Raw genomic sequence first — 26,456 nt, 5'->3', positions numbered from 1 at the left:
GGTAGGCAAAATAAGGTTGCAATTAAGGTCGGGCACTTTACTAGCATTCTTTGCGTTTCATTAATATGAAGCAAATCGCTATGAAATATTCGTTTCAATTTCTTACAGTATTGTTTGTCAATTTGACAATTGCTCAAAGCATAACCATTAAAGATTCAACCAATCGAGAAACCATACCCTATGCCACCATATCTTTTGGCAATGGATTAGGCAACTTTGCCGATGAAGACGGCAGATTCACCTTTTCCAAAGAAAAATATAGCGATGTAGATACGCTGTTCATCTCTGCTATGGGATATGCTGAAAAGGCAGTATTAACTAAAGCGCTGCCTGAAACTATTCTACTAAAACCTGAAGTTTCTCAATTGAACGAGGTAATCGTTTCAGCCCCAAAAAATGGGAGGTTTAAGTTGCGTAAACGCAAAGCCTTTTCACACGCCGACATTTTTACATCTTGGCTTCCGACTGTAGAAAGTGAAGTTGCCGTGCTGTTCCAGCGCTATGAGGGCCAGCCTACACAAATTTCAAAGTTATTACTTCCCATTAACGCAGAATCCAAATACAAATCGAAAGGAAAAGGAAAAATTGCCACTATATTTCGCGTTAACTTTTACGAAAATCAAAATGGTCTTCCAGGCGATCCAACGGCTTATGCGAACATTGTATTTCCCATCAATGAAAAGGAAGATAGAGTCTTTGAATTGGATGTTTCTTCTAAATCGATATATATTCCTGAAAATGGAATTTTTGTGTCGCTCCAGGTATTGGGCTATGCCAACTCAAAAGGGCGCTTGGCACAAACCAAACAATATCGTGAAATAAAGACCGCAAGAGGTGTTCAAAAAATATCTACTTCCTTTCGTCCGCTGCTTCCCTTTTCGAATAAACTAATCGGTCAAAACACCTACGTTAGGCGTATTTTTTTTAATAATAAAAAATGGCAAATTTTCGATAAGAGCTACAACGAAAAATCTAAACTTATTCAAACGGGATATCGCAATTACGGCATGGGAGCGGTATTCAAAGTATTTGAAAATCAATAAGGTATCAATTTAAGGAAATAATAAATACTCCTGCCGCACCTCTCGCGCCATATAAAGCCGTATCCTCTCCCTTCAACAGTTCAATTGACTTGAGTTCATCAGGGTTGATATTGGAAATACTATTCACATAGTTGCCATCAACTATGAATAAAGGTGTTTGATTACCCTGTAAATCGATCACACCTCTTACGTAGATTGATGTACCTTCAATTCTGACACCAGAAAATTTCTCCCTGATTATTTGAAAAATATCGTTATACTCAGAATAGCTTTTTTTACCGATATTTCGAAATACTTCCACATCAAAAATATATCCCAGCTTCGAAAGTTCGCTTTCAGTTATGACCTCAACGTTTTGTGGGAAGCTAAAATTGATTATTTCTTCACCCGTATACATCGCGCTTTGTACGCCAATGTCTTCGGCATAAATACTAAGTACCTTAGCTTCATAAGGAATACGTAACTTATACTCCCCCCTTTTATTAGTGCGCACACCCGTTTTAAGCGAATCAATAAACACATGGGCCTTCTTGATGGGTAATCCTTTGGCGTCAGTTACAACCCCTTTTACCCGAACAGTTTTCGAACTATTTTGTGCGACTAAGCTCGCAATTGACAACAAAACGGCTAAGACCGAAATGAAAAATTTAGTTTTCATGGCAACTGGTTTGAAAAACGTTTAGATACGGTATACAAAAGCATCAAAAATGATACCAACTCTCAAACACAATAAAAGTCAATTATTTCGCTAATCTCACTTTTGTATTAAGCAGAATTACGGCTTGCGTTAATGTTTCCGTAGAGCGAACGTGTTACAATCTTTTCATATAGTTCCTTGTGTTCGGTTTTACCCCCTATCTTCTGTAGCGCATATTGTTGAATAACCAATAAAGGCAATACAATGTTCTCTCTAATCTTAATCGATTCTCGAGAAACGGCTTCCCGTTCCATCAGAACGTCCATATCGGAAATAAGCAATAACATTTCTTTCGACAATAGGTATTCCGCTTGGAGAATCATCCAGAAATCACCGTATTCGGTATCTTCTTTCATATAACTCGTCAATTCAAAATAACACTTAGATAACGACATCATACTGTTCAACATCAAAGCTCTAAAGAAGGGAACCTCCTTAAAAAGTGCTTTCACCTCATCTATTCTGCCCTGATCCTGAATCGTTTTTAAAGCTGTTCCTATGCCAAAATAACCGGGAACGTTTTGCTTTAATTGACTCCATGAACCGACGAATGAAATCGCACGGAGGTCGCTCAGTTCTAATTTAGCCTTATTACCCCGCTTTCCCGGACGACTGCCAATATTGGCCTTTGTATAGTATTTTAAGGTGCTTCTATTTTCAAGGTACGGCATGAATTTATCATGGTGTTTCAAAGCATCGTATTTTTCAAAACTCAACTCGGAAAGTTCCTCGATTAACTCGCGCTGCGTTGTTGAGATAACATTTTCCTTACCGAAAATATTATTTGACAAACCTGCTGTCAATAATTGCTCACAATTGTATTTGAATTGTTCTTTTGTTCCATAGGTGCTGGTAATTGTTTGCCCTTGGATCGTTAATTGTATTTCATTATTGGCAATATCTTTGGTTTGAGCTGCGTAAAATCGATGCGTTTTTCCACCTCCACGGGCAGGTGGTCCACCACGACCATCAAAGAATATGGCTTTGATTTCATTCTTTTCGCAGACCGAAGATAGGGTTTCCTTGGTCTTTAAAATGGACCAGTTTGCCTTTAAATAGCCCCCATCCTTAGTGCCGTCTGAAAAACCTAGCATAATAGTCTGCTTGTTTTTTCTGCGCTCTAAATGAGTTCTATACTCGGCTAGATTAAACAAGTGTTGCATGGTTGCCTCTGCACCATCCATACCTTTCATAGTTTCAAAAAGCGGAACAATATCAAATGTTATCTCATCAGCCTTCCATCCACACCAGCGGAACAACCCATAAACGAAAAGAATTGAAAAAATATCTTCAGAGTTACTAATAATATATCGATTACAGCCTTCTTCACCATTTTTTAGTTGAATACCTTTTAACTGAGAAATGTTGTGCAAGGTATCTTTCACAATTCCTTCTTCGAAATCATCGGCGGATACTTTAAAATTCTTATGAAGCAGTATTTCTTGCAACTCATCTTCAGAGAGTTCATCAAGACGCTCAGTAATAATTCCATTTTTCTTCAGAATAGTCTCGACCGTTAAATAGTGTTGACTGTGATCTTGGCGAATATCTAAGGTGGCAAAATGCGTTTTGAATATTTTGACCTTATCAATCAATTGATCTAGATCTTTTAGATATAATCCGTGGTATTTCGCAATCAAACCCTCACGAATACTTAACAACGGACTTATAATATCGTCATAACCAACCGTTTTCTTCGGATTGAACATGGCCGTATATAGGTTGTTTCTAAGTTGTGTTATTGAAGCTTGCAAATCTTTAAAAGTCAATTTTCGTTGCAATACTTTTAAATCATTATAATAGCACTTCATAAGGTTCACGCGAAGCTCATCTGCCACATCATTTGTTATATCAGCCGTTACGAAAGGATTACCATCGCGATCTCCACCTGGCCAAAAACCTAATTTCATAATGTTATGATTCTCGAAATCATGCTCGCCGATACTACCCTTGATATAGGCATACAAATCACCTACTGCCTGGTAATACACATTTCTCAGGATATAAATGATATTTTTAGCCTCATCTAAAGGAGTTGGTTTTTTAGCATTAATCAAAGATGTTAAACCCAGTTGTTGTAAGGTAACATCGATCTCATCAATCTTATCTTCCAACACTAGAGATCTTAAGTTAGCAATGATATCAAGTATTGCTGGGGTGTAAAACTGGGTTGGGTGCGCCGTGAGGACAATACGCGCGCTAAAATTTTTCAACTGATCCGAGATTTTGTCCCAGCTTTTATTCTTATCGACCAATTGAAAGTAATCTTTAATTGATAAGGAACTCGAATGCTCTTGTAATTTTGGAAAAGCCACATCTTCAACACTATCATATAGCACTACTTGCCGCTCCACGTACTGAATAATGCGAAACATAAAATCGATCCGTTCTTTTTCAGACGCGATATTCACATAATTCTGAAAAAAAGTTTCTAAGATTTCTTTCGGATTTTTTCCCGATTGCAATCCCTTTTGACATTGATCTAACATCAAAGGAATCAACATTCCCACATTTTCAATATTGCGGTATGGCAAATTCAGAAACAAGCTGTTGTAAACATTAAACTTGTTATTTACCGATTTCTTAAACTCAACTAAACGCTCTGACTGCTGCATATTTGTATTTGAAATTGGGGGAATGAATGAGGCTACGACTCGTAAATTGAACCTCAAATATCGCTAATATTCCCTAATTGCCAATTGGAAAACATCTGAAATAACAAAAAAGACACGCTACACCACAAAACCAACAGTGTTCGCAACAATATTTTCGCATAGGGAAGGAATAAAAGTAGGTTTACAGTGTAATAAATTAGAAGTAAATTTTTTCATTTTCATATAGTGTTCTCGTAAAAGAGCTTGATCTTTAAAGGTCAGGCTCTTTTTAGTTTTTTTCTATTTATTAGTAGTTTAGAAAAATTTACTATACTGCAAAACCCGAAAATCCAAGGTGGTGAAATCAGGATTTTCATTTTTTAGCTTTTTGTAAAGATCCATACTGCCAATGGCTCTATTGGCAGCTCCTGAGGGCGCAGTTAGGGAGATCGTTTTAATGCATCTAGATTGTTCGGCTTGCTCTAGTTCAAAGTTGTGAATTCTAGGTACCACATCAGATACGGTTTTAAGCGGTATTTGATGTTCTTTTAAGTGCTTTCTAAAAAAGTACTCAGGTCCATTTTTGCTGTTCCCACCGGTAAACAGAAGTGTATCTACGTTTTTATATTCCTTTAAGTATCCTACCAGGTTGCGCAATTTGATATTCCGCATTCCCAAGTCTGAGGCATCTATTTTTTCACGTTGAGCACTTGCTACAATATCACAAATACCAATTTTGTGTTTTCGCAAAAAATCTTTTCGCTGTTTCGCCGCGAATGCGGTAGTTTCATATTTCAAATTCAATTTAAAAAGCCGATCTAAAATAGGCCATAATTGTCCATTTCTACTACCATAACAAAAATCAACATCGCCTTTTATAAGTTCTCTTTTTGTAAATCGCGGTGGGGGAAGTGTTCCTACAATCAACTTGGTTGCTTCAGGAAATAAAAAGGGCTCATATGGGTGCGTATGCATAAACATCAAAAACCAGATGCCAACAATTCTTTGGCCTTACGAATTAAAACCCGATTTTGACGAAAGCTCGTTTTTGACATACCCTCTGATTCAGTGACTATTTCATGGAGAAGTTCTCTTGCCTCTGAGGTCTTGGCGTTTCTAATTAGAAACTTACCCAGCTCTAGTCTTTCCTGATATCTGGCATAAGGGGCGTCAAAAGCCATTAAGCGTTTTTCTGCTTCATCAATATTACCCTCCTTCTCTAGGGTCAGGGCATATAAAAAAGAAGCTCTTGATTTTTTGAACTTTGGGTGATCTTTAATTCGTTCGGCATAAACCTTGGCCTTGTCAAACTGGGATGAAAAGTAGTAGGCTTCCTGTAATTTTGAAATAACATAAAAATCTTCCTTGAATACATCTTTCAAAGAGGCTTCGTAGTTTTCAATGGCCTTTTCAAAGTGTTCGGCTTCAAGATATGCATCGGCCAACGCCACTTGATTTTCGAAGCTAGCTGCAAATTTAAAGCGTTTCTCTAAGTCAATAATTTTTTTGCTCGGGTTGATTACAGCCGTTAGCCCTTGTTGCACCTTGTCAATATCCTGTTTTTGAATCACGTTCATAAACAAGTAAATAAGCGATCCAACAACAGGTAAGAATATAATGGCAAAAATCCAATAGTAGTTATTTCGGTTGGTATAACAATGATATATGCAATACCCTTGCAAGGCTAATACGATATAAAAGTACATGTTTCTAAAATAGCAACTTCTCACTGTTCTCGAGCTATATTTTCGTTTAAATCGGTAAAAGCTTGGAGAAAGACGAGCATTGACTTTCTAGCTGCGATTTAGTAACTTACATGAAATCAAAAGTTTAATCAATAGATTCACTTCCGAATGCTATCAAGCCTTGGGACTGACAATAAATTAAGTATATGGGTAAAGGTGATATTAAAACAAGAAGAGGTAAAATCGCTAATAAATCTTATGGTGCGAGAAGACCTAAAAAGGCAAAGCAGGTAGCGGTCTCCGTCAAAAAGAAAGCCACTAAAAAGAAGTAATAATTAGTCTTGCAACACTTCAACCGTTGCACTTTCACCTTCGGCCAATCCTTTGATGCGATAGGTAAAGAGATTCAGTCTTGTTGAATCTATTTCGAAAGTATTGTCAACTGCAATACTCACGGAAAGCGAATCTCCGGTCAGCTCTACGGTATTCGGAAGAACAGCACCACTATATTGCTGGTAAAATACGGTCTCTTCAGACTGAATATCGGGAAAAATCAAGGAATCAATGGCTACCTCAGTAAATGAAGTACTTGTTGTATTTTGCACTCGTATCTGAACACCCTCTAGATTATCATCGCGATCGGTACACGACGACAACGCTACAGCAAAACAAATTATTACAGAAACCAAAAACCTCATAAGTATTACATTTAGACAAGTTCAATACTTATAAAACGGTCACTTTTAGAAATTATTCTATCGAATGAATACGGGTTGATTTGATTTTAGGGTATGTTCTTTGCTGTAAATGTAGTCGTCTAAATTAAAACCTTGTAGGTCTTCTAATGTTTTCGCATTCGAATCCATAATATAGCGCACCATCGAACCTCGTGCCTTTTTCGCAAAGAAACTTATAACTTTCAATTTATCATTCTTCCAATCTTTAAATATTGGAGTAATTACAGGTACTTTCAAAGCTTTTTCATCAATAGCACCAAAATATTCGTTACTTGCCAAATTAACAAAAAGCTCGTCATCTGCTAGTTCCGAATTCAAATGGGCAGTCAGGTCCTTTTTCCAGAACTCATATAAATTCTTTCGTCGACCAACTTTGAGCTGTGTACCCATTTCCAAGCGGTAAGGCTGAATTAAATCTAAAGGTTTTAATATGCCATACAGGCCTGAAAGAATACGAAGTGTATCTTGAAGTGTATCTAATTTCTTTTCTGAAATGGTATAGGCATCGAGACCTTGATACACATCGCCATTGAAAGCGTAAACTGCAGGGCGGGCATTTTCAGGGGTAAATGGAGTAGAAAATTGTAGGTTTCTTTCCCAATTTAACTGCGCCAGATTGTCTGAAATATGCATTAGTTTTGAAAGCGCCTTTGGCTTTTTCTTCACTAAAACCTTATTCAACTTCTCAGACTGTTCTAGAAAACAAGGTTGTGAATATTTCGAAGTTGGAAGTTTACTTTCAAAGTCCATCGATTTTGCAGGAGAGATAACAATCTTCATTCTTGTTTAATTTGGTATAAAAATAATGCCAATTTTTGGGACTGCCTATTTCTATAAAAAAGACTTTTCAATACGCCTATCATCAAAATCGATGCTGAGCAAAATGCGTTATTTTGTAACTAAAAATTACACCTAAATCGTTTCGACCCGTTTACTGGCTATGTTTCGAATAATGACGCCATTTCTCTATACAAGACTGCATATCTTCTGGCAGATCAGAATCAAAACGCATCATTTTCTTGGTGACAGGGTGTACAAAACCTAAAGTCTTAGCGTGAAGTGCTTGACGCGGAAGAATCTTAAACGCATTTTCAACAAACTGTTTGTATTTCGTAAAAGTGGTTCCCTTCAATATCTTTTCACCGCCATAACGTTCATCATTAAACAAGGTGTGTCCTATGTATTTCATATGAACTCGTATCTGGTGTGTTCTACCGGTTTCCAATTTGCAAGAGACCAGCGTTACATAGCCTAAGCGCTCCAAAACCTTAAAATGCGTAACGGCCTCTTTTCCTTCATCTCCATCAGGAAAAACATGCATTTGCAATCTGTTCTTAGGATGTCTTGCAATATTGCCTTCTATTGTTCCCTCATCATCTTCCATATTTCCCCAAACCAAAGCCACATATTCACGCTCTGAGGTTTTGTCAAAAAATTGCTTGGAGAGTTGCGTCATGGCAGCTTCCGTTTTGGCAACCAATAAAAGGCCAGAGGTATCTTTATCAATACGGTGCACCAGTCCTGGGCGCTCGTTGCTGTTTACAGGAAGGTTTTCAATATGATGCAATAATGCATTAATCAAAGTTCCGGAATAATTACCATGACCGGGGTGCACCACCATTCCTGCAGGTTTATTAACCACCAAAAGGGCTTCATCTTCATATACGATATCTAAAGGAATATCTTCAGGTACCAACAAGAATTCATGAGGTGGATGTTCAAACATTACCTTAACCTCATCGCCCGCTTTAACCTTATAATTCTGTTTTACGATGGTTCCATTTACCCACACATGGCCATCTTTTGCGGCTTGCTGTATCTTGTTTCGGGTGGCATTTTCGATAAAATTCATCAAAAACTTATCCACACGAAACGGTTTTTGGCCTTTGGGGGCTACAATTCGGTGGTGTTCGTAAAGCTCGTCCTCTTGAAGTGCAGGACCGTTTGCAGAGCCCATACCTTATTCAGAATCTGCTTTTATTTGTTCGCGCTCTCCTATTCTTCCATTGCCACAAACCAATTCTACCTTTGACGTTTTCGGTATCTTATCGCCCGGTTTCACCTGTTTTCCCTTGTACTTGATATAATAGACCATATTCTTACCGATCTGGTCAATATAGGTAATACGTTGCACATCTAGACCAACGGCCCGAAGCATAGAAGAAGCGTTGCGTTGCGTAACTTGAATCACGTTGGGTATGGTCACTTTTTTGTACCCAGATGGATTCACTGTAAAGTAAATTTTTCGGTTTTCTTTGACTTTATTACCCGCCGGTGGATTCTGCTCTATAATTGAAAATCGAGGATAATCAGGATTAAAATTTGCAGAATCTAAAACCTCATATCTCAGGTCTGCTTCCTCGATGGCGGCACGCATTTCCATCACCGACATTTTTGAAAAGTCTGGTACCTCAACGAACTCTCCATGATTAGTGGTATTATTTAACCACCTCAAAAGGAGAAAAACTAGAATAATAACGGCCAAAGCGGCAAGGCCCAGTTGTATAAAAAAAGTTTTGCTTTTTAGAAAGCTTAAAAAATTTCTCATCCGTTGAATTTATCTGAACAAAGATAGGAAATGAACTCATATATAGGCACAATGCCTTAGGCGGGTAAAAAATATTAAGGTGAAGCGAATGAATACCATCTCTTTTTCTTTACTTTGACTTGCAGATTTCGGTCAACCAATGAAGATATTTAAGTAGGTATGAAAAAAAAGATTGCCATAATAATGGGTGGTTACTCTAGTGAGTATAAAATTTCCTTAAAGAGCGGGAATGTAGTATACAACTATCTAGACCATACTAAATTCGAAGTCTTTCGCATACATATTTTTAAAGATAGATGGGTTTATGTGGATGCCAACGACAAGGAATATCCAGTAAATCGAGAAGATTTTTCGGTGCAGATAGCTTCTGAAATTCTAACATTCGATTGTATTTTTAACGCCATTCATGGCACTCCCGGAGAAGATGGCTTAATGCAGGCCTATTTTCGACTATTGGAAATTCCACAGACTTCATGCGACTATTATCAATCGGCACTTACATTCAATAAACGCGATTTGCTGAGTGTTTTAAGACCTTATGGCATTCCTGCCGCTGAATCGTATTACCTGAATCTTGGAGACCCAATTGATGCGGATGCCATAATTGCCAAAGTAGGGCTACCCTGCTTTGTGAAGGCCAACAAGGCGGGAAGCAGTTTCGGAATTTCAAAGGTCTTTGCAAAGGAAGATTTAAATGCTGCTATCGAAAATGCGTATCTAGAAGATGATGAAATCATTATCGAAGCCTTTTTAGATGGTACTGAAGTATCTGTTGGGGTTATCAAATACAAAGGAGAAACAAAGGTGCTACCTATTACTGAAATAGTTTCAGACAATGATTTCTTTGATTATGAGGCCAAATATGAAGGAAAATCGACCGAAATTACACCCGCTAGAATATCTGAAGTACAAGAAAAAAAGGTGGTAGAAATGGCTCGGAAAGCCTATGATATTCTTAAAATGACCGGATATTCGCGCAGTGAATTTATTTTTATTGGTGACGACCCTTATATGTTAGAGATGAATACCACACCTGGCCTTACCGAACAGAGCCTTTTACCGCAACAAGCCGGGGTCGCCGGGATATCACTTTCGCAGTTATTTGAAAGTGCTATCGAGGAGGCCTTAGCCAAAAAAGGGTAACTTTAAACGAATTAAGAACGAATTACATGAGACGCGCAATTTTTCCGGGTTCTTTTGACCCCTTAACCCTTGGCCATCAAGATATCATACAAAGAGGTATCACCTTGTTTGACGAACTTATTATAGCCATAGGTAGAAACGCGGATAAAAAATATATGTTCTCCTTGGAGGAAAGAATGCGTTTTATAACGCAAGCCTTTGCTGACGAGCCGAAAATCAGCGTGCAAACCTATGAAGGACTTACAGTAGACTTCTGTAAACAGATTAATGCTAATTTTATTCTTAGAGGCTTACGCAATCCGGGTGATTTTGAGTTTGAAAAGGCTATTGCCCACACCAACCGCAAACTTTCAGAAATTGAAACGGTTTTTCTACTGACTTCATCTGGAAAGTCGTTTATCAGTTCTTCTATTGTACGTGATGTCATTCGCAATGGGGGTGACTATACTGGTTTAGTTCCTTCTACCGTAATAGTAAAATAAATAGTACTCGGCAATTTTGCTTCGTTTGTAGGAATTCCATTAAGGAAAACCTCAACTAGGTATTGTGGTTTCCATTGAAAAAATGGAGATTACAACTACATTCGTACAATTCACAACATAATTTGAATCTTGACAAAAATTCAACATATAATTGTAGGAAAATACATATGTTGAAGAAAAGTCAAAAAACCAATAACAGCTATCTGATCAAACAGCTCCCTCAGGCGACTGTTTTTGTAGATATACGAAAGGCTATCGTTTTCGTTTCAGATAAATGGTTATATGATTTTGACTTCGCTAGTTCAGCAGTCATTGGGAAAAGCATTATTTCACTTTTCAAGAATTCCAATATGGAATGGCAAAACGCCATTTCAGAGTGCTTAAAAGAGCTCCCCAACCTTACCTTAACCGAAAGCCACATTGATGCAAATGGGATCAAAAAGTGGTACGAATTGCAAAGCACGCCTTGGTATGACGAAAACGAAAACGTGATTGGAACCATATTACAAATGAAAGACATCACGGTTAGGGTGTTAGCGGAGAACAAGCTAGAAAAATTAGAAGTCATCTTTGAAGACATTTCAGAAATCGCTGAAATAGGCTTTTGGGACTATAATCTAGCGGAAGATAAAATGTTTTGGGACAGTCGCACCAAGGCCATTCATGAAGTTGCCGAAGATTACAGTCCGAATTTTATTGACTCCTTAAATTTTTACAAACTTGGAAATAGTAGAAATACGATTTCGATGACCGTTAATAAAGCGATTACCCATGAAGTTCCCTTTAGCGAAAAACTACAGATAGTTACGGCAAAAGGCAATGAATTAAGAGTGATTACTTCTGGCAAACCTTTATATAAGAATGGTAAATTCTCTGGAATGGTTGGTACCATTCAAAATGTCAATGAGCGGCATTTGAATGAAGAAAAGACGCATGAAAATCAAAGGCTGCTAAGAACACTTATTGACAATCTGCCTCTTGGAGTAAGCATTAAGGATTTGGAATCTAGAAGAATTCTTGTCAACAAGTCAGAAATGGAATTCTGCAATGTCACAAGCGAGCAAGACATCATTGGTAAAGATGACTTTAATTTCTTCGATAAATCTCAGGCAGAAATCACTAGAAAGGATGATTTAGCCGTTATGCGTGATCTCAAACCCATTTTACGCAAGGAAGTAACCCACAATGAGGGAAATGATGAGCAGAGTACGTATTTGATATCTAAAATTCCCCTTATAGATTCTGATGAACATGCTTATGGTTTGGTCAGCATACGAATGAACATTTCTGAAATCAAACAGAAGGAACTGGAACTCCGTAAGCTAATAGATGTTACTTCTTCTCAAAACAAAAAACTTATCAATTTTGCTCATATCGTATCGCATAACCTAAGGTCACATAGTGCCAATATCTCCATGCTTTTAGATTTCCTGGCTGCTGAAAAGTCAGACTTGGAAAGAGGGAAGTTGATGAAAATGTTACTGAAGGCTTCTAACAATCTATTGGAGACACTAGACAACTTAAACGAAGTGGTTCACATTACCACTAATACGAGTTTAAGAAAAAAGCAGGTCAAACTAAATACAAAAATAGCAGCGGTAAAACAGAATTTAAGCGCAGAATTAAACCAACACAACATTAAAGTGCTCAATTCAATAAGAGACAACGTAAAGATTAGGGTGGTGCCGGCCTATATCGATAGTATTCTTACCAATTTCATGACCAATGTGATCAAATATCGATCACCTAAGCGCAATTCTTTCGTTAAGTTGAGTTCATCTACTGAGGAAAACTATACCGTGTTACATATTGAAGATAATGGACTTGGAATTGATTTAGACAAGTATGGAGAAAAGCTTTTTGGCATGTACAAGACCTTTCATGAAAATAAAGATGCGAAAGGTATCGGACTCTACATTACCAAAAATCAAATTGAAGCCATGGGAGGAAAAATTGCTGTTGACAGCACAGTTGGCAAGGGTACTACCTTTAAAATATATTTCAATGATAAAGATTAACTCTATCTGCATTATAGATGACGACCCAATAACGGTATTTGGCATGAGGAGAATGCTTGATACATTGGTGACTTATAACACCATAAACACCTTCGAAAACGGAAAGCAGGCCATTGACGGTATCAAAGCTATGATGTTAGCGGGGAAAGAAATTCCTGAAGTTATTTTTCTAGATATCAATATGCCCATAATGGATGGGTGGCAGTTTTTAAAAGAATTTATCGCGCTACCAATCAAAGACAAAGTAAGGATCAATATCATAACATCATCTATAGATAGTACTGATGCGCACAACTGGAAGTTGTACAAAGACAAAACGCATCACACGGTCACCTACAATCATAAACCCATTAGAAAGCAGGAAATCGCAGAAATAACCAAAGTAGCTTAAGGGGGCTCAATTTTTATAATTTGCTTAGTTTTACGTTGCTCAATGAGTTATTTAACTATTCATATGAAAGCGACAAAGCAATTCGTAGCCTTATTATTTCTTTTGGTTTTTATTTCTTGTGAGACCGAACCAGAAGATGAGGCTATCAGTTTCCCTACCCACTTTGAGGTAACCAAGGGCGAAGAAACGGCTACCTACTTACAGGTGATCGATTTTTATATTCAACTTGCAAAGGAATTTCCTGAAATCAACATTCAGACTATTGGAGCTACAGACAGTGGTAATCCTTTACACATGGTTACCTTTAATGTCGATGGAGATTTCAATCTCAAAAAAATAGCCGACGAAAAAACCATTATCCTGATCAATAACGGAATTCACCCAGGTGAAAGTGATGGTATTGATGCAACTATGCTCCTATACCGTGATTTAGCAGTGGGCAAAATCAATCCTCCACCTCATACGGTTTTGGTTACCATTCCTGTGTATAATGTTGGAGGGGCCTTGAATCGAAATAGCACTACCCGGGCCAACCAAAACGGACCTAAGTCGTATGGTTTTCGGGGCAACACCCAAAACTATGACCTCAACCGTGATTTTATCAAAATGGATACTGAAAATGCCAAAACCTTTTCGCAGATTTTCCATTTAGCAAATCCTGATATTTTCATTGACAATCATGTGAGCAATGGGGCCGACTATCAGTATACCCTGACCCACCTTTTCACCCAGCACAATAAATTGGGAGGAGCACTTGGTGACTATTTGAATACTGAAATGATGCCACAGTTGGAAAAAAACCTAGCGGCTATGGAATGGGATATCACTCCCTATGTAAACGTTTTTAATGAAGTGCCAGAGAAAGGGTTTTCACAGTTTATGGACTACCCCAGATATTCCACGGGATATACCACGCTATGGAACACCCTTGGTATGATGGTCGAAACCCATATGCTAAAACCATACAAACAAAGAGTTGAAGGTACTTACCACCTAATGAACCAAATGATTGCCATCGCAGAAAAAGACGGCGCCAAAATAAAAAAGCTCCGCGACACTGCAAGTACCCGGCATCACAATTGGAAGCACTACCCCACAACATGGGCCGTTGACACTACAGCCTCCTCCATTATAGATTTTAAGGGCTATGAAGCCGATACCCTGATCAGTGAAGTAACCGGTTTTAAAAGGTTAAAATATGATAGAAGCAGGCCCTTTACAAAAGAAGTGCAATATCAAAATTATTTCATGCCAACAGATTCAGTTGAAATCCCATCCGCATATATCATCAAAAAAGGATGGGGCAAAATCATAGACCGACTTGAGCTCAATGAAATTAAATATTCCGCTTTGAATGAAGATAGCACCGTTACGGTTGAATCGTATCGAATAGCTAGTTATAAAACGCAGCAGCGCCCATACGAGGGCCATTATCCACATTATGATACCAAAGTGAACGCAACTTTACAAACGATAACCTTCTCCGAAGGAGATATCTTAGTGCCAACCGACCAAATAGGTATTCGTTACTTACTGGAAACTCTGCAACCCCAAGCAAAAGATTCTTTCTTCAATTGGAACTTCTTCGATGTAATCTTGCAACAAAAAGAAGGTTTTTCACCTTATGTTTTTGAAGACGAGGCGTTGCAAATGTTAAAAGAGGATGCCGAACTAAAAGAGTACTTCGAACTAAAAAAACAGTCTGATGAAGTCTTCGCCCAAAATTGGTATGCTCAGCTCGATTGGCTTTTTAAACGTTCAAAGCACTATGAAGCGGCGCATATGCAGTATCCGGTTTACAGGGTTTTGAAATAAACCCAGCTCACTACTAATTCAATGCCCAAACAAGATCTTTATATTGATATACGAGTTTTGTAGCGCTTTTTCGATTTTCTCCGGGCCTTTCCATTTCACCCTTTCTATGCCTTCACTTTTCTGGCCTTTGAGCTTTCCCTTATATGTAGTTTTCATGGCGTACCAATGTACCTCCTTGAGTTTATAGGTTCCATTTCTTTTAAAGACGTGATAGGTCGTTTGCAAAACGTTCTCGATTTTCAGTTTCTTAACCCCCGTTTCTTCTTCTACTTCACGTAAGGCACATTCTTCAATGGTTTCCCCTTTGTCTATTTTCCCTTTGGGGAGGTCCCATTTATCATTTCTATAAATAAAAAGTACTTTACCTTCTTTATTCGTAACCACACCGCCAGCAGCTATTTCTAAGGGAATCTTTTTGGTGAACTTCTTAAGGATTTCTTCGTGGTTCGGGTGGTAGATATACGCTTCTTTTAGCTTCTTTTTTCTCAATGCATCAATCGCCTCTTGAATAGCATCTTCATTCAAAAGAAAATATTTGCTGTTTGCCGTTTCGGAGAGTTTATTTGTTAAAATGAGGGGGCGCTCATTGACAAAAACTTTATACATTTGCGTCATGGTTTTAAACAAAGACACGGCTAAAAAAACGGCCGAACTTCTCTTACAAATTAATGCAATTAAATTGGAACCTGAAAACCCTTTTACCTGGGCTTCTGGATGGAAATCTCCCATCTACTGTGACAATAGAATAATACTTTCGTATCCCACGATACGAAACTATGTTAGGGAAGAAATGGGCAAACAAGTAGAGGCGCTTTACGGCAAACCTGATGTAATTGCAGGTGTTGCGACCGGTGCTATCGGCATAGGTATGTTAGTCGCCGAATATTTAGGGTTACCCTTTATCTATGTAAGACCAGAGGCAAAATCACACGGCCGACAAAATCAAATTGAAGGCCGTTTAGAAGAAAATCAAAATGTGGTTGTTATCGAAGATTTGATTAGTACAGGTAAAAGCAGCTTGAATGCCGTAGACGCTTTGCAAAGTTACGGTGCCAACATCAAGGGCATGATTGCCATTTTCACCTACGGATTTGATGTAGCCAAAGAAAATTTCGAAAAAAAGGCCATTGATTTACATACTTTAAGCGACTATAGCCATTTAACTGAAAGGGCTGCAGAATCAGGTTATATTAAAGAGGAGCAACTAACAACTTTAATGGAATGGAGGACAAATCCATCCGAATGGAAAAAATAATATGTTTATAGAATCCCCTAGTACGACAGTCAATAAAAGCGAGCGGGAAGTTTTCGAATTTCTAACCGACCTCAAAAACTTTGAACAATTAATGCCAGATAATATTGACAAATTCGAAGTTATCAATGACAATCGTTTTCTTTTTGCCCTGAAAGGCATGCCAGAAATCGTTTTGGAGCGCAAAGAACAAACAGAATTCAGCCAATTGATTTTAGGTGCTGCAAGCGAAAAACTCCCATTTACCTTAAAGGCTGATATTCGGTCTCTTGAAGATACTAAGTCGGAAGTAGTGTTGAGTTTTACAGGAGAATTTAATGCTATGATGGCCATGATGATCAAATCGCCTATCACCAACTTTATGGGTACGCTTTCAGAAAATTTGGCAAAAGTTTGAGGTCTTCTCAGGCCGCTACTTAAGAAATAATTAGTACAACAAGCTAATTTCCTTTAGATCAAACTCTTTGATAAGGGCGTCTTCAATTTCGACGACTAGTTTTCCTTGCGGTGATATTCTTCTTATAAATCCCATAAATAGATCGCCATTCACATCTTTGAAAGTAGAAGGTTTGTCTTTTCGGAACAGCTGCTGTTCATAAGCTTCCCATAGCCCTGTGCTCGCGTTTTCCTCGAGCCTTAAAAAACTGGCCTTTAAATTGTCTAAAATTTTGTGCAAGAGCATATCGAGATTTACCGTTCGTCCCAACAACAATTTCAATGAAGACACGTTAGAAAGGGTATTGAAAGCCTGCTGGTTCACATTGAGACCAATGCCCACTATAGAAGTTTGAATTTGATTACCGCTAAGCACGTTTTCAATAAGAATACCACATATTTTTGAGTTGCCTGACAGAATGTCGTTTGGCCATTTCACACTTAAATCAGGGACTGATAATCCTTTTAAAGTATTCAGAATAGCTAAAGAAACACAAATATTCAGTAGAAACCGATCGCCTATGGGCAGCTGGTCAAATTTTTTTAAAATACTAATAGTGAGGTTCTTACCTGATTCAGACTCCCATTTAGCACCCATTTGGCCCCTGCCATGCCGCTGTTCTTTGGTGGTAACAACAGTAAAATCTTCCAAGTCTTTCGAAAGCATTAGCTCTTTTAAGTATTGGTTTGTTGAGTCCGTGGCATCAAGTTTGACTATAAGCATATGCAACCCCAGTAATAATGTATAATCTATTCTTAAAAACTAGGGTTAAAAGAACAAAAAAATAATAACTTTGTATAAACTAATATTTTTGAATGCAGAAAGGAAAAGCTAGCGCAGATGAGTTGATAGCATTAATTTTACAGGGAATAGAAGATGTAAAAGGACATGATATCGTTTTACTCGATTTAAGGGAAATTGAAAATACCGTTTGCGACTACTTTATTATTTGTAATGGTACTTCCAACACGCAGGTGAACGCCATCGTCGGGTCAATCCAAAAAACAGTTAGCAAAGCTATCAAAGACAAACCTTGGCATATAGAAGGTCAAGATAATTCCGAATGGGTTCTAATGGATTACGTCAATGTAGTAGTTCATGTCTTCCAAAAGCAGATTAGAGAGTTCTATGATATAGAAGGTCTTTGGGGAGATGCAAAATTCACCGAAATAGAAAGTAGCGTAAACAGTACCCAGAACTAAATTCAGGGTAAAAAAACACAAGAATGGCTAAAGAAAACAATAACAATACAAACCCTAAGAAACCTAAATTCAACTCCTGGTGGATCTACGGATTAATCGCAGTTGTACTAATTGGGTTTCAGTTTGTAGGCAGCAGTAGTTTTAACAATACTTCTGAAACTACCACCTCAGAACTGCACGAGTTTTTGAGAAATGGTGACGTTGACAAGATATTGGTAATCAACAATACACGTCAAGCAAAAGTCTTCTTAACCGAAGAGGCACTTACCAAAGAAGTTCACAAAGATGTATCGGGCAAACCTGCCTTTTTAGGCAGTAGTAACCCCCAATACATGGTAAAATTCGGAGATCCTCAAAACTTTGAAGATGACATCAATGAGATTAAAACCGAAAATAACCTCGATACCATCATCAAGTTTGACAGTGAGAACAATCTGCTGTTAGATATTTTAGTTTCTGTATTACCTTTTGTTCTGATTATCGGTATATGGATCTATTTGATGCGAAGAATGTCAGGTGGCGGAGGCGGCGGTGCCGGTGGTCAGATTTTCAATATTGGAAAATCGAAGGCGAAACTCTTTGATGAAAAGACCGATACACGTACTTCTTTTAAAGACGTTGCTGGATTAGAAGGTGCCAAAGAAGAAGTAGAGGAAATTGTTGAATTCTTGAGAAATCCTGATAAGTACACCTCTTTAGGTGGTAAAATTCCAAAAGGAGCTTTATTGGTAGGGCCTCCGGGAACTGGTAAAACCTTGTTGGCAAAAGCGGTAGCCGGTGAGGCCAAGGTACCATTCTTCTCCTTATCGGGTTCAGATTTCGTTGAAATGTTCGTTGGGGTTGGTGCTTCAAGGGTTCGAGACCTATTCAAACAAGCAAAAGACAAATCACCAGCGATCATTTTTATTGATGAAATTGACGCTATTGGGCGCGCAAGAGGTAAAAACAACTTTACAGGTTCAAATGATGAGCGCGAGAATACCCTAAACCAACTCTTAACGGAAATGGATGGATTTGGCACGAACACCAATGTCATTGTTTTAGCCGCTACCAACCGTGCAGATGTGTTAGACAAAGCCTTAATGCGTGCCGGCCGATTCGATAGACAAATTTATGTTGATCTACCAGATATTAGAGAACGAAAAGAGATTTTTGAGGTACATCTGAGACCAATAAAAACTGCAGAAACTTTAGACTTGGATTTCTTAGCGCGGCAAACTCCCGGGTTTTCAGGTGCTGATATTGCCAACGTTTGTAACGAGGCAGCACTTATTGCTGCTCGTAAAGAAAAGAAAGCTGTTACCAAACAAGATTTCTTAGATGCGGTCGACAGAATAGTTGGAGGTCTTGAAAAGAAAAACAAAATCATCACTCCAGGAGAGAAAAAGACCATCGCATATCACGAAGCGGGTCATGCTACCACTAGCTGGATGCTAGAGCACGCCGCTCCTTTAGTAAAAGTAACCATTGTGCCCAGAGGACAATCTTTAGGGGCTGCATGGTATTTGCCAGAGGAAAGATTGATTGTTCGGCCAGAGCAAATGTTAGACGAAATGTGTGCTACCTTAGGAGGTAGAGCCGCAGAAAAAGTGATTTTCGATAAAATTTCCACTGGGGCATTAAGTGATTTGGAAAAAGTAACAAAGCAAGCACGGGCTATGGTTACCGTATACGGACTCAACGATGAGATAGGTAATCTTACTTATTATGATTCATCGGGCCAAGATTCTTATGGCTTCTCAAAACCGTATAGCGAAGAAACTGCTCAAAAAATTGATGAAGAAATTTCGAAAATTATTGAAGCACAATATCAAAGGGCTATTCAAGTATTAACAGAGCATAAAGACAAGCTTACTACTTTGGCCGAAAGACTGCTTGAGAAGGAAGTAATATTTAAAGAAGATCTAGAAAAAATATTTGGAAAAAGACCTTTTGCTGGTGAAGAGGAATTTAGTGAAAATGGTGAAGCAATCACTGAAAGAACAGCAGCGGATTTGGATGAGGATGTAGCTTCCTAAAAGCTCTTAAGAAAATAAATAATTACATTTAACGTTTTTCAGATAAGAGTTGAAAAACAGCAATATACCAAGTATTACCATTAATGGGGCTATTTGATAAATTATTCGGGGGTGGTAAGAAGAAAGTTTCCAAGGAAACAGTGGAAACTCGAGGCCTACATATGCCAGACTTGAATATTCCTATTGACGAAAAGTTCACCATTCACTTCAGAAAAAACGGCGGTAAATTTCTATACTGTGATTCTTTTACAGAAATCTCCCAGGCTTTAAAAAATATCATTGCGGAGAATGAGTGGAAAAATCATCCTTTCTTTATTATGAATAATTCCCTCGAGGAAAAATTTGTAAAAGAAGGCGTCACCTTTACCGCTAAAGCAAAGGAAAGTGAAGTTTTTTTTACTACTTGTGAACACTTGATTGCTCAAAACGGTTCGATTTTAGTCTGTTCCAACCAGCTTAATGAGAAAAAACTACATGAATTACCCGACAACGTAATCGTATTCGCCACCACCAGTCAGTTGGTAGAATCTATTGGTGAAGGGTTAAAAAAGATAAAGAAAAAATACGGCCATAGCATTCCTGCAAATATTACAACCCTCAAACATTTTCAGGCGAATGAAGATAATTCGGATGACTTCCTAACTTACGGAAGCAGTTCAAAAAACCTTTATCTCTTACTTCTGGAAGATTTATAGGATGAAAGAAGTTCTAAGACGAGCATTAACTGGAGCGGTTTACATTTTTTTGCTCTTATCCGCTGTTTTTCTCAACTCTGATGCTTTCGACTTTCTCTTTATGACCTTTGGTTTGGCTTGCCTTTACGAATACAAAAGACTAGTTGAACTTAGAGGGTACCATATTTTCATTGCCTATTTGGCCCTTTGGTGGGTGTTTATATATCTAGTGCCTGATCAGGTTTTTGTGAATGATAAACTACTGATCGACGTTTTGATGTTTCTTACGTTGATAGTTAATTTTGCATTGCTAGTATATTTATTCTCAAAAAGAGAAAAGCTCTTCAATACCATTCAAAAATTTATTATTGGGCTGTTTTATATAGGTGGAGGTTGTATTTTTCTAACTATGATTCCGTATAAAGACGATGCTTTTGCAAAGCTCCTGATTATGGGAATTTTTATCTTAATTTGGGTGAATGATACTTTTGCCTATTTGGTTGGATCGGCCATAGGGCGAACAAAATTATATTCCGCAGTTTCTCCAAAAAAAACTATTGAAGGTACCTTGGGAGGATTTATCTTTGCTTTGGCAGCGGCTTACATTATGGGGCAATATGAATCTATTATCAATCCTACGCAATGGATGATTTTGGCAGGAGTACTTGTCATAGCCGGAAGTTTGGGAGATCTCGTAGAATCAAAATTTAAGAGAGTTGCCGGTGTCAAAGACAGTGGAGCTATTTTGCCTGGTCACGGGGGAATGCTAGACCGTTTGGATAGTTTGGTATTTGCAGCCCCATTTGCGTATTTAACATTAAATATTTTTGCATATGTTTCATAGAGAGGGTCAAAAAATAATAGTTACAACCTTTTTTATCGTTTGTGCTGTCGTTTTGGCATCTCACTACTATGTTGCTATTCCATGGCTAAAATGGCTTTTACAAATAGGGAGCATTGTTGTTCTTGTTCTTATCCTTCAATTTTTCAGGAATCCGAAACGGAATGTGAAGCTAGATTTTGACGAAATATTAGCACCCGTAGATGGCAAAGTGGTAGTCATAGAAGAGGTAGAAGAAACAGAGTACTTCAAGGATAAAAGACGACAGGTATCCATTTTTATGTCTCCCATCAATGTGCATGTCACCCGCTATCCGGCCAGCGGTGAGATCAAATACTCCAAATACCATCCAGGAAAATACTTAGTAGCTTGGCACCCAAAGTCAAGTACCGACAATGAGCGAACAACTGTAGTCATCAATACACCAAAATTTGGTGAAATTCTATATCGCCAGATTGCGGGGGCAATGGCCAGACGCATTGTAAATTATGCTGAAGAAGGTGAAAGCGTGCAACAAGGAGCAGATGCGGGATTTATAAAATTTGGCTCAAGAGTTGACTTATTCTTACCTTTAGATTGTGCCATTGCAGTAAAGCTTGATCAACATGTAGTTGGTGCAAAAACTTGTATTGCCGCATGTGTAACCAAAAAAGATGAAGAGTGAAAAGTTAAAAACAGATTTTAAGGCGGCTGTGGAGTTTGTGAACAACTACACAAAACCGCTACCTGCAGATTTACTCCTCAAACTATATGCCTACTACAAAATTGCCAACAGAAATAAGAATCACCCGGGTAGCACTACTCCCCTGATTAATGCTTTTAAAGCAAACGCTCTTATTCAGGCCAAGAACATTGGTCGTGAAAAGGCGATGAAGGAGTATGTTAAACTTGTGAAGAAGGAAATAAGTGGCTAGTTGATGCCTGCAAGACCTAAAGCTAATTGCTCACAGCATACTGATATCTGTCACCTACGTATTACTCGTACAAATCATCTAAATCTGCTTCACAGAGTTCGTAAAACAGCTCCCCCATTTTCTGTGTCAAGTCTTTAAAAAAACGTTCTCCTTTTTCGGCGGTGGCCTTGTGTGGATTTCCTACTCCTGTATCCTCAGTTATTTCAGACCATTTTCGCTCGGCCCACATCCAACCTTCCGAAAAGGCTTTGATTCTGTACTTTTTCCCCTTTCCATCTCCCCAGTGGTCTCTTGGCAAAACCAGATCAGGTCTTAAGTACAACATCAAACTGGTTTCCATCTCATCGGCATGATCTCCCTTCTCCTCGAAATACGAATACTTATCTAAGGCGGTTGGAAAAAAAGAAAGGCTAATAAACATTTTTGGGAATTTCAGTCCTAACTCGCGAATAATAGGTTTGAAGTTATTGCCTCCATGACCGTTATGGATCAAGAGTTTATAAATACCTTGGCGATTTAAAACCTCCACAATGTCAGTCAACATCGCCAACTGGGTGCTGGGATTCAAATTCATATCCAAATAAATGTCTGATTGACCGGTATTCACTCCGAAGGGTATTGTGGGAAGCACAATAACCTTCCCTCCTTTTTCCCAAGTCACTTTTGCAGATGCTGTAACCATCAATTCGGCTTGGATGTTGTCGGTGGCATAAGGCAAATGGTAGTTGTGGGCTTCGGTAGCACCCCAAGGTAAGATGGCTAAATCGAATTTGGTGTCTTTTAGAGCTTTCCAATTGGTTTCGGCAAGTATATAAGGTCTCATGAGCATTGCGTTAGATACACAAACTTAGTGAACTCATTTCAACTTTTTCAATTGGCTAAAAAAAACCGCTTCGGCTTGAACAAATTATTCGAAAATATCGAGATAGTAAGCGCAAGTGTATTGACTGCATAAATCCTCACGCTCTTTTAAGCGCCAATAATTACGGCTTCCAGTTTTGCGAAAGGTATAGCTTATGTTTCGGTCTAAAAGTCCGCAGCAACCTTCCGTAAACAGTTTAAGATGTCCTGTAACCGTAAAAACCCTTTCATCTTGCACAGTGACTTTCCCTTCCAACAATACGTATTCTTGTTGATTGCTTGAATACTGGGCGCCCTTTATGACCAATTCGCCTTCCTCGTCTCTTGAAATTACCGCAGAACCGTAGCCATCCCAGATAAATTGAACACCGAACATATGTTCTCCTATCAGGGCATCTTGCGCATTCGAAATGGAAGCTTCTTGAGCAGATAATCTTATATAAGATAATACTAGGATGAGGAAAAAGATCTTCCTTTTCATATTTACACCTTAAAATGCTTGTCTGGCCGTGGGAAATCGAGACCTAATTCGTGTGTTTTCTTTTTTACAGCTTGACCTTGTTTTAAACGCGTCATCTTGTGCCTAAAAACACTATTCACAACGCCGTTTCCGTCTTTGGTAGCTGTTCTTCAAAATAGGTAAAATAAATACCAGCAACTATGGTGATAACAAAATAGGAAGCTACAAGGATACTACCAAACGAAATATAAGCATTTATGCCAAACCAATCTTTTGCTACAAAAATGAACAGTAACCCCATTAACCCGCGGAACACTTCAATCCAAACTGCATAATTCGTGCGGTCCATCAAGGTGGTATAGCCATAGATACCTATAAAAACGAAAGCTCCAAAAAGCAGCAGGCCTTGAAAACCGATATTACCATAATTGTAAAACATGAACAACAAGAAAGCCAAGGTAGCAAACAACTGAAAAATGGCGTAGGCATTCAAAGCTTTTGAACTTGGGGTTGCATAACGTTCAAAATGATATACGTCTTCAATGATGGGAATGGGATATTCTTTCTTTACATCAGCAGGGCGCCAACCAGTGGGCATAAACCAAATACGTATTTTGTCCCAAAAGCTATTTGTTCGCCAGGCATCTTTGGCGAGGCGCCACAGATGTTGAAAATTGATAAGCACTGGATTCCATGTAGCGGCAGGTTTTAAAACGCCATATTGTGGAGGAACATCGTCAAGTTCTTCTTGAAAAGTTCCGAAAAGACGATCCCAGATACAAAGAATTTGGCCCAAATTCTTATCAATGTATTCTGGATTTATGGCATGGTGCACCCGATGTTGTGAGGGTGTAATGATAACATATTCTAACCAACCCAATTTACCAATATGCTGTGTATGGTACCAAAATTGTGCAAATAAATGTATAGGAGCCAAAATGGCAATGACTTCATTAGGTACACCAACCAAAGCAGCTGGGATAAGCAAAAAAGGGAAATAGCCTAGCAAATTCGAGATTGACTGCCGTAAGGCACAGGCTAAATTAAATTCTTCACTACTGTGATGGATAACATGTTGATTCCAAAATAAATTGACCTTATGGCTTAGTCGATGATTCCAGTAGCCTGCAAAATCGATCGCGACAAAAGCCGCCAACCAAACCAACCAAGTCGCTTTGATTTCCATTAATGCCAAATGCTCGAGCAGATAGGGATAGGTCACCAAGATAATTCCCAACCCCAAAGAATCTTTTAAAATATTGGTAAAGCCCGAGCTAATACTCGAGACGGTATCCATCACCTTGTACTTCTGGTTTTTCGCAAAATACCCATAAAGTAATTCTACCCCTAAAAGGAGTATAAAAAAAGGAATCGCGTATAAAAGTGCTTTGGCGTAGGTTTCCATTTTGAGTTTACTTTTTCGGCTTCATTACACCAGCCAAGATCTTAATATCCAAATCATTTTCCGCTGGTGGAATAACACAAGAGTATCCTGTTGTATAGGCGCAATACGGATTGTAGGATTTGTTAAAATCAATAATGATAAAATCATCATTCGGAATCTCCAAATCAACGAATCTGCCTCCCGCATATGATTCGTATCCATTCGACTTATCGGTGAAAGGCAAAGAAAGATGGTTTTCATACGCCTCAGTTTCACGCTGCGCATGGCCTTGATAAATGCTCAAAATCAACTCCTTTCCTTGGATAGTAAAATGTGCCTCACCATACTTTTCATAGACCGGTAATCGATCACCCGTAGTTTTCATTTGAAAAGGAATCGCATTCAAAGTACGAACAAATTTAGCTTTTACCCGAAACGTACTATCAATTGGAAAGAAATTGTGACCCTTAAAAAATTTGGCTTTCTTCTTTAAGGGAGACTCTTCTGGGTCTTTATACTGCGTATTTAACTCCCGCTGAAATTCCTCAGCAGTTTGCTCATTTACTTGAGCATTCATCTCTAAACAAAGAAGAACAGCAACGGTAAGGAGTAAATGAATTGTTCGCATCTGTTGATTTTAATAAGCTTTGGCTTTTAATTAGGGCCCACCATAATATGTGCACGATGCGTACCAGGATCCATTAACCAAGGCATGCCTTTGGCATGAGGCTTTAACGGCAGGCCTGTAGATTCAGCGGTCGCGAAGGGTGTATAAATTACATACCTAAACTGACCATCGCCCAAGGTTGCATTGGTCTTGTCGTAGGTCTCTTCACTTCCATAGAAAATGTACATCATCGTAGGTGACTCTGGCATTTTAAGGGTACCTGCAGCAACTTCAGCACCTCTTATCTCCCTTAATTCCATAGTTTCTTTACCCTCCTTTTTTAATTCGCGGCCCCTATTCATAAACGGATCGAGCTGATTGAAATAACATGCTGCCTGGATACCCTTGTTGTATGGGTTATCTGCAACGCAAACCAAATCATTGGTGCCTTTACGTAGAACGGTCACTTCACCATCTTCATCATATCCGTAAATCATTGCACCATCTTTTTTATCTTCAGGAGCAGCAAGTAAGGCCGTCTTTATTTGAATTTCCTTTGGCATGATTTCTGGTTTTTCTTCCTGCGCGCAGGCTGAAAATATAGTTAAGGCCAAAGTGGTCAGAAATAGATTTTTCATGATATCATTGTTTTTC

The 26,456-nt window shown here is 38.5% G+C and carries 30 protein-coding genes; 15 read left to right on the top strand and 15 right to left on the bottom strand.

All coding sequences use genetic code 11. From position 1 onward, the window contains the following. The first annotated feature begins 80 nt into the window (after nt 1-80). Entirely contained in the window at nt 81-1,043 is a 963-nt protein-coding gene (locus tag ABJN95_RS05275; RefSeq protein WP_348369000.1) for a carboxypeptidase-like regulatory domain-containing protein, read from the top strand. Between the two features lie 4 nt (nt 1,044-1,047). Here ABJN95_RS05275 and ABJN95_RS05270 read toward each other — a convergent pair whose 3' ends face one another. From ABJN95_RS05270 to ABJN95_RS05255, 4 genes are all read right to left on the bottom strand, one after another. After that, a complete protein-coding gene (locus ABJN95_RS05270; RefSeq protein ID WP_348368998.1) occupies nt 1,048-1,701 on the bottom strand; it encodes a TonB-dependent receptor plug domain-containing protein in 654 nt (217 codons plus the stop codon). 107 nt (nt 1,702-1,808) lie between these two features. Then, nucleotides 1,809-4,355: a phosphoenolpyruvate carboxylase gene (locus tag ABJN95_RS05265; protein WP_348368996.1), complete on the bottom strand. Its 2,547-nt coding sequence runs from the start codon at nt 4,353-4,355 to the stop codon at nt 1,809-1,811. Nucleotides 4,356-4,649: 294 nt separating this feature from the next. Further along, nucleotides 4,650-5,315 carry a uracil-DNA glycosylase family protein gene (locus tag ABJN95_RS05260; protein WP_348368994.1) on the bottom strand — a complete coding sequence of 222 codons (666 nt, stop codon included), beginning with the start codon at nt 5,313-5,315 and terminating at the stop codon, nt 4,650-4,652. Further along, nucleotides 5,315-6,040 (bottom strand): hypothetical protein, encoded by a 726-nt coding sequence (locus ABJN95_RS05255; RefSeq protein ID WP_348368992.1) that lies wholly within the window; start codon nt 6,038-6,040, stop codon nt 5,315-5,317. The genes ABJN95_RS05260 and ABJN95_RS05255 overlap by 1 nt, the downstream gene beginning before the upstream one ends. Before the next feature lie 185 nt (nt 6,041-6,225). Between ABJN95_RS05255 and ABJN95_RS05250 the strand changes: the two genes are divergently transcribed. Next, nucleotides 6,226-6,351: a 30S ribosomal protein THX gene (locus tag ABJN95_RS05250; protein ID WP_348368990.1), complete on the top strand. Its 126-nt coding sequence runs from the start codon at nt 6,226-6,228 to the stop codon at nt 6,349-6,351. A 3-nt stretch (nt 6,352-6,354) separates the two neighbouring features. On the opposite strand, the gene ABJN95_RS05245 is transcribed toward ABJN95_RS05250, so the two are convergent. The 4 genes from ABJN95_RS05245 to ABJN95_RS05230 all read right to left on the bottom strand — a co-directional run bounded on the left by ABJN95_RS05245 (nt 6,355) and on the right by ABJN95_RS05230 (nt 9,304). After that, the gene (locus tag ABJN95_RS05245) at nt 6,355-6,717 is read right to left on the bottom strand and encodes a hypothetical protein (RefSeq protein WP_348368988.1); all 363 of its coding nucleotides are present in this window, start codon (nt 6,715-6,717) and stop codon (nt 6,355-6,357) included. A 57-nt stretch (nt 6,718-6,774) separates the two neighbouring features. After that, entirely contained in the window at nt 6,775-7,536 is a 762-nt protein-coding gene (yaaA, locus tag ABJN95_RS05240; RefSeq protein ID WP_348368986.1) for a peroxide stress protein YaaA, read from the bottom strand. 151 nt (nt 7,537-7,687) lie between these two features. After that, nucleotides 7,688-8,713: an RluA family pseudouridine synthase gene (locus ABJN95_RS05235; RefSeq protein WP_348368984.1), complete on the bottom strand. Its 1,026-nt coding sequence runs from the start codon at nt 8,711-8,713 to the stop codon at nt 7,688-7,690. Between the two features lie 3 nt (nt 8,714-8,716). After that, nucleotides 8,717-9,304, bottom strand: a complete 588-nt coding sequence (locus ABJN95_RS05230; RefSeq protein WP_348368982.1) for a PASTA domain-containing protein — start codon at nt 9,302-9,304, stop codon at nt 8,717-8,719. A 159-nt stretch (nt 9,305-9,463) separates the two neighbouring features. Here ABJN95_RS05230 and ABJN95_RS05225 point away from each other — a divergent pair, with 159 nt between their 5' ends. From ABJN95_RS05225 to ABJN95_RS05205, 5 genes are all read left to right on the top strand, one after another. After that, nucleotides 9,464-10,447 (top strand): D-alanine--D-alanine ligase, encoded by a 984-nt coding sequence (locus ABJN95_RS05225; RefSeq protein WP_348368980.1) that lies wholly within the window; start codon nt 9,464-9,466, stop codon nt 10,445-10,447. A 26-nt stretch (nt 10,448-10,473) separates the two neighbouring features. Continuing rightward, entirely contained in the window at nt 10,474-10,929 is a 456-nt protein-coding gene (gene coaD / locus ABJN95_RS05220; RefSeq protein WP_348368978.1) for a pantetheine-phosphate adenylyltransferase, read from the top strand. 167 nt (nt 10,930-11,096) lie between these two features. Next, the gene (locus tag ABJN95_RS05215) at nt 11,097-12,947 is read left to right on the top strand and encodes a PAS domain S-box protein (protein ID WP_348368976.1); all 1,851 of its coding nucleotides are present in this window, start codon (nt 11,097-11,099) and stop codon (nt 12,945-12,947) included. After that, nucleotides 12,934-13,338, top strand: a complete 405-nt coding sequence (locus ABJN95_RS05210) for a response regulator (protein ID WP_348368975.1) — start codon at nt 12,934-12,936, stop codon at nt 13,336-13,338. The genes ABJN95_RS05215 and ABJN95_RS05210 overlap by 14 nt, the downstream gene beginning before the upstream one ends. A 63-nt stretch (nt 13,339-13,401) precedes the next feature. Continuing rightward, nucleotides 13,402-15,153 carry a M14 family metallopeptidase gene (locus ABJN95_RS05205; protein WP_348368973.1) on the top strand — a complete coding sequence of 584 codons (1,752 nt, stop codon included), beginning with the start codon at nt 13,402-13,404 and terminating at the stop codon, nt 15,151-15,153. 18 nt (nt 15,154-15,171) lie between these two features. On the opposite strand, the gene ABJN95_RS05200 is transcribed toward ABJN95_RS05205, so the two are convergent. Beyond that, a complete protein-coding gene (locus ABJN95_RS05200; protein ID WP_348368971.1) occupies nt 15,172-15,759 on the bottom strand; it encodes an NUDIX domain-containing protein in 588 nt (195 codons plus the stop codon). 7 nt (nt 15,760-15,766) lie between these two features. On the opposite strand from ABJN95_RS05200, the gene pyrE reads away from it, so the two are divergent. Both pyrE and ABJN95_RS05190 read left to right on the top strand, forming a co-directional pair. Continuing rightward, nucleotides 15,767-16,408, top strand: coding sequence for an orotate phosphoribosyltransferase (pyrE, locus tag ABJN95_RS05195; protein WP_348368969.1), 642 nt, complete (start codon nt 15,767-15,769; stop codon nt 16,406-16,408). Nucleotide 16,409: 1 nt separating this feature from the next. Continuing rightward, nucleotides 16,410-16,802, top strand: coding sequence for an SRPBCC family protein (locus ABJN95_RS05190; RefSeq protein WP_348368967.1), 393 nt, complete (start codon nt 16,410-16,412; stop codon nt 16,800-16,802). 30 nt (nt 16,803-16,832) lie between these two features. On the opposite strand, the gene ABJN95_RS05185 is transcribed toward ABJN95_RS05190, so the two are convergent. Beyond that, nucleotides 16,833-17,564, bottom strand: a complete 732-nt coding sequence (locus ABJN95_RS05185; protein WP_348368965.1) for a biotin--[acetyl-CoA-carboxylase] ligase — start codon at nt 17,562-17,564, stop codon at nt 16,833-16,835. Nucleotides 17,565-17,656: 92 nt separating this feature from the next. Between ABJN95_RS05185 and rsfS the strand changes: the two genes are divergently transcribed. The 6 genes from rsfS (at nt 17,657) to ABJN95_RS05155 (ending at nt 22,490) form a co-directional block, all read left to right on the top strand. Further along, nucleotides 17,657-18,043 (top strand): ribosome silencing factor, encoded by a 387-nt coding sequence (rsfS, locus tag ABJN95_RS05180; RefSeq protein WP_348368963.1) that lies wholly within the window; start codon nt 17,657-17,659, stop codon nt 18,041-18,043. Between the two features lie 23 nt (nt 18,044-18,066). Beyond that, the gene (gene ftsH, locus ABJN95_RS05175; protein WP_348368961.1) at nt 18,067-20,061 is read left to right on the top strand and encodes an ATP-dependent zinc metalloprotease FtsH; all 1,995 of its coding nucleotides are present in this window, start codon (nt 18,067-18,069) and stop codon (nt 20,059-20,061) included. An 83-nt stretch (nt 20,062-20,144) separates the two neighbouring features. Beyond that, nucleotides 20,145-20,756, top strand: coding sequence for an LUD domain-containing protein (locus ABJN95_RS05170; protein WP_348368960.1), 612 nt, complete (start codon nt 20,145-20,147; stop codon nt 20,754-20,756). 1 nt (nt 20,757) lies between these two features. Then, nucleotides 20,758-21,579: a phosphatidate cytidylyltransferase gene (locus ABJN95_RS05165; RefSeq protein ID WP_348368958.1), complete on the top strand. Its 822-nt coding sequence runs from the start codon at nt 20,758-20,760 to the stop codon at nt 21,577-21,579. Next, nucleotides 21,569-22,240 carry a phosphatidylserine decarboxylase family protein gene (locus ABJN95_RS05160; RefSeq protein WP_348368956.1) on the top strand — a complete coding sequence of 224 codons (672 nt, stop codon included), beginning with the start codon at nt 21,569-21,571 and terminating at the stop codon, nt 22,238-22,240. The genes ABJN95_RS05165 and ABJN95_RS05160 overlap by 11 nt, the downstream gene beginning before the upstream one ends. Further along, nucleotides 22,230-22,490, top strand: coding sequence for an acyl-CoA-binding protein (locus ABJN95_RS05155; protein WP_348368954.1), 261 nt, complete (start codon nt 22,230-22,232; stop codon nt 22,488-22,490). The genes ABJN95_RS05160 and ABJN95_RS05155 overlap by 11 nt, the downstream gene beginning before the upstream one ends. Before the next feature lie 61 nt (nt 22,491-22,551). Here the strand turns inward: ABJN95_RS05155 and ABJN95_RS05150 are convergent, their stop codons facing one another. The 5 genes from ABJN95_RS05150 to ABJN95_RS05130 form a co-directional block, all read right to left on the bottom strand. Then, nucleotides 22,552-23,313 (bottom strand): creatininase family protein, encoded by a 762-nt coding sequence (locus tag ABJN95_RS05150; RefSeq protein ID WP_348368952.1) that lies wholly within the window; start codon nt 23,311-23,313, stop codon nt 22,552-22,554. 84 nt (nt 23,314-23,397) lie between these two features. Beyond that, nucleotides 23,398-23,832, bottom strand: coding sequence for a hypothetical protein (locus ABJN95_RS05145; protein ID WP_348368950.1), 435 nt, complete (start codon nt 23,830-23,832; stop codon nt 23,398-23,400). Nucleotides 23,833-23,947: 115 nt separating this feature from the next. Beyond that, nucleotides 23,948-25,216 (bottom strand): sterol desaturase family protein, encoded by a 1,269-nt coding sequence (locus tag ABJN95_RS05140; protein ID WP_348368949.1) that lies wholly within the window; start codon nt 25,214-25,216, stop codon nt 23,948-23,950. A gap of 7 nt (nt 25,217-25,223) precedes the next feature. Then, nucleotides 25,224-25,823: a DUF1684 domain-containing protein gene (locus ABJN95_RS05135; RefSeq protein ID WP_348368947.1), complete on the bottom strand. Its 600-nt coding sequence runs from the start codon at nt 25,821-25,823 to the stop codon at nt 25,224-25,226. A 26-nt stretch (nt 25,824-25,849) separates the two neighbouring features. After that, nucleotides 25,850-26,440: a hypothetical protein gene (locus tag ABJN95_RS05130; protein ID WP_348368945.1), complete on the bottom strand. Its 591-nt coding sequence runs from the start codon at nt 26,438-26,440 to the stop codon at nt 25,850-25,852. Between the last annotated feature and the right edge of the window lie 16 nt (nt 26,441-26,456).

This window comes from Maribacter sp., from assembly GCF_039974175.1.
Classification (GTDB): domain Bacteria; phylum Bacteroidota; class Bacteroidia; order Flavobacteriales; family Flavobacteriaceae; genus Maribacter_C.
This window is presented reverse-complemented; position numbering and strand designations above follow the sequence as displayed.

Excerpts from the sequence above, each read along its gene's own strand:
- ABJN95_RS05135 (WP_348368947.1), bottom strand. The coding sequence starts at position 25,823 with ATGCGAACAATTCATTTACTCCTTACCGTTGCTGTTCTTCTTTGTTTA.
- ABJN95_RS05210 (WP_348368975.1), top strand. The coding sequence starts at position 12,934 with ATGATAAAGATTAACTCTATCTGCATTATAGATGACGACCCAATAACG.
- ABJN95_RS05160 (WP_348368956.1), top strand. The coding sequence starts at position 21,569 with ATGTTTCATAGAGAGGGTCAAAAAATAATAGTTACAACCTTTTTTATC.
- rsfS (WP_348368963.1), top strand. The coding sequence starts at position 17,657 with ATGCAGAAAGGAAAAGCTAGCGCAGATGAGTTGATAGCATTAATTTTA.
- ABJN95_RS05185 (WP_348368965.1), bottom strand. The coding sequence starts at position 17,564 with ATGCTTATAGTCAAACTTGATGCCACGGACTCAACAAACCAATACTTA.
- ABJN95_RS05130 (WP_348368945.1), bottom strand. The coding sequence starts at position 26,440 with ATGAAAAATCTATTTCTGACCACTTTGGCCTTAACTATATTTTCAGCC.
- ABJN95_RS05255 (WP_348368992.1), bottom strand. The coding sequence starts at position 6,040 with ATGTACTTTTATATCGTATTAGCCTTGCAAGGGTATTGCATATATCAT.
- ABJN95_RS05205 (WP_348368973.1), top strand. The coding sequence starts at position 13,402 with ATGAAAGCGACAAAGCAATTCGTAGCCTTATTATTTCTTTTGGTTTTT.
- ABJN95_RS05225 (WP_348368980.1), top strand. The coding sequence starts at position 9,464 with ATGAAAAAAAAGATTGCCATAATAATGGGTGGTTACTCTAGTGAGTAT.
- ABJN95_RS05230 (WP_348368982.1), bottom strand. The coding sequence starts at position 9,304 with ATGAGAAATTTTTTAAGCTTTCTAAAAAGCAAAACTTTTTTTATACAA.
- ABJN95_RS05265 (WP_348368996.1), bottom strand. The coding sequence starts at position 4,355 with ATGCAGCAGTCAGAGCGTTTAGTTGAGTTTAAGAAATCGGTAAATAAC.
- ABJN95_RS05270 (WP_348368998.1), bottom strand. The coding sequence starts at position 1,701 with ATGAAAACTAAATTTTTCATTTCGGTCTTAGCCGTTTTGTTGTCAATT.
- yaaA (WP_348368986.1), bottom strand. The coding sequence starts at position 7,536 with ATGAAGATTGTTATCTCTCCTGCAAAATCGATGGACTTTGAAAGTAAA.
- ftsH (WP_348368961.1), top strand. The coding sequence starts at position 18,067 with ATGGCTAAAGAAAACAATAACAATACAAACCCTAAGAAACCTAAATTC.
- ABJN95_RS05140 (WP_348368949.1), bottom strand. The coding sequence starts at position 25,216 with ATGGAAACCTACGCCAAAGCACTTTTATACGCGATTCCTTTTTTTATA.
- ABJN95_RS05190 (WP_348368967.1), top strand. The coding sequence starts at position 16,410 with ATGTTTATAGAATCCCCTAGTACGACAGTCAATAAAAGCGAGCGGGAA.
- ABJN95_RS05145 (WP_348368950.1), bottom strand. The coding sequence starts at position 23,832 with ATGAAAAGGAAGATCTTTTTCCTCATCCTAGTATTATCTTATATAAGA.
- ABJN95_RS05165 (WP_348368958.1), top strand. The coding sequence starts at position 20,758 with ATGAAAGAAGTTCTAAGACGAGCATTAACTGGAGCGGTTTACATTTTT.
- ABJN95_RS05260 (WP_348368994.1), bottom strand. The coding sequence starts at position 5,315 with ATGTTTATGCATACGCACCCATATGAGCCCTTTTTATTTCCTGAAGCA.
- ABJN95_RS05155 (WP_348368954.1), top strand. The coding sequence starts at position 22,230 with ATGAAGAGTGAAAAGTTAAAAACAGATTTTAAGGCGGCTGTGGAGTTT.
- ABJN95_RS05275 (WP_348369000.1), top strand. The coding sequence starts at position 81 with ATGAAATATTCGTTTCAATTTCTTACAGTATTGTTTGTCAATTTGACA.
- ABJN95_RS05215 (WP_348368976.1), top strand. The coding sequence starts at position 11,097 with ATGTTGAAGAAAAGTCAAAAAACCAATAACAGCTATCTGATCAAACAG.
- ABJN95_RS05200 (WP_348368971.1), bottom strand. The coding sequence starts at position 15,759 with ATGTATAAAGTTTTTGTCAATGAGCGCCCCCTCATTTTAACAAATAAA.
- ABJN95_RS05235 (WP_348368984.1), bottom strand. The coding sequence starts at position 8,713 with ATGGGCTCTGCAAACGGTCCTGCACTTCAAGAGGACGAGCTTTACGAA.
- coaD (WP_348368978.1), top strand. The coding sequence starts at position 10,474 with ATGAGACGCGCAATTTTTCCGGGTTCTTTTGACCCCTTAACCCTTGGC.
- ABJN95_RS05250 (WP_348368990.1), top strand. The coding sequence starts at position 6,226 with ATGGGTAAAGGTGATATTAAAACAAGAAGAGGTAAAATCGCTAATAAA.
- ABJN95_RS05245 (WP_348368988.1), bottom strand. The coding sequence starts at position 6,717 with ATGAGGTTTTTGGTTTCTGTAATAATTTGTTTTGCTGTAGCGTTGTCG.
- ABJN95_RS05150 (WP_348368952.1), bottom strand. The coding sequence starts at position 23,313 with ATGAGACCTTATATACTTGCCGAAACCAATTGGAAAGCTCTAAAAGAC.
- pyrE (WP_348368969.1), top strand. The coding sequence starts at position 15,767 with ATGGTTTTAAACAAAGACACGGCTAAAAAAACGGCCGAACTTCTCTTA.
- ABJN95_RS05170 (WP_348368960.1), top strand. The coding sequence starts at position 20,145 with ATGGGGCTATTTGATAAATTATTCGGGGGTGGTAAGAAGAAAGTTTCC.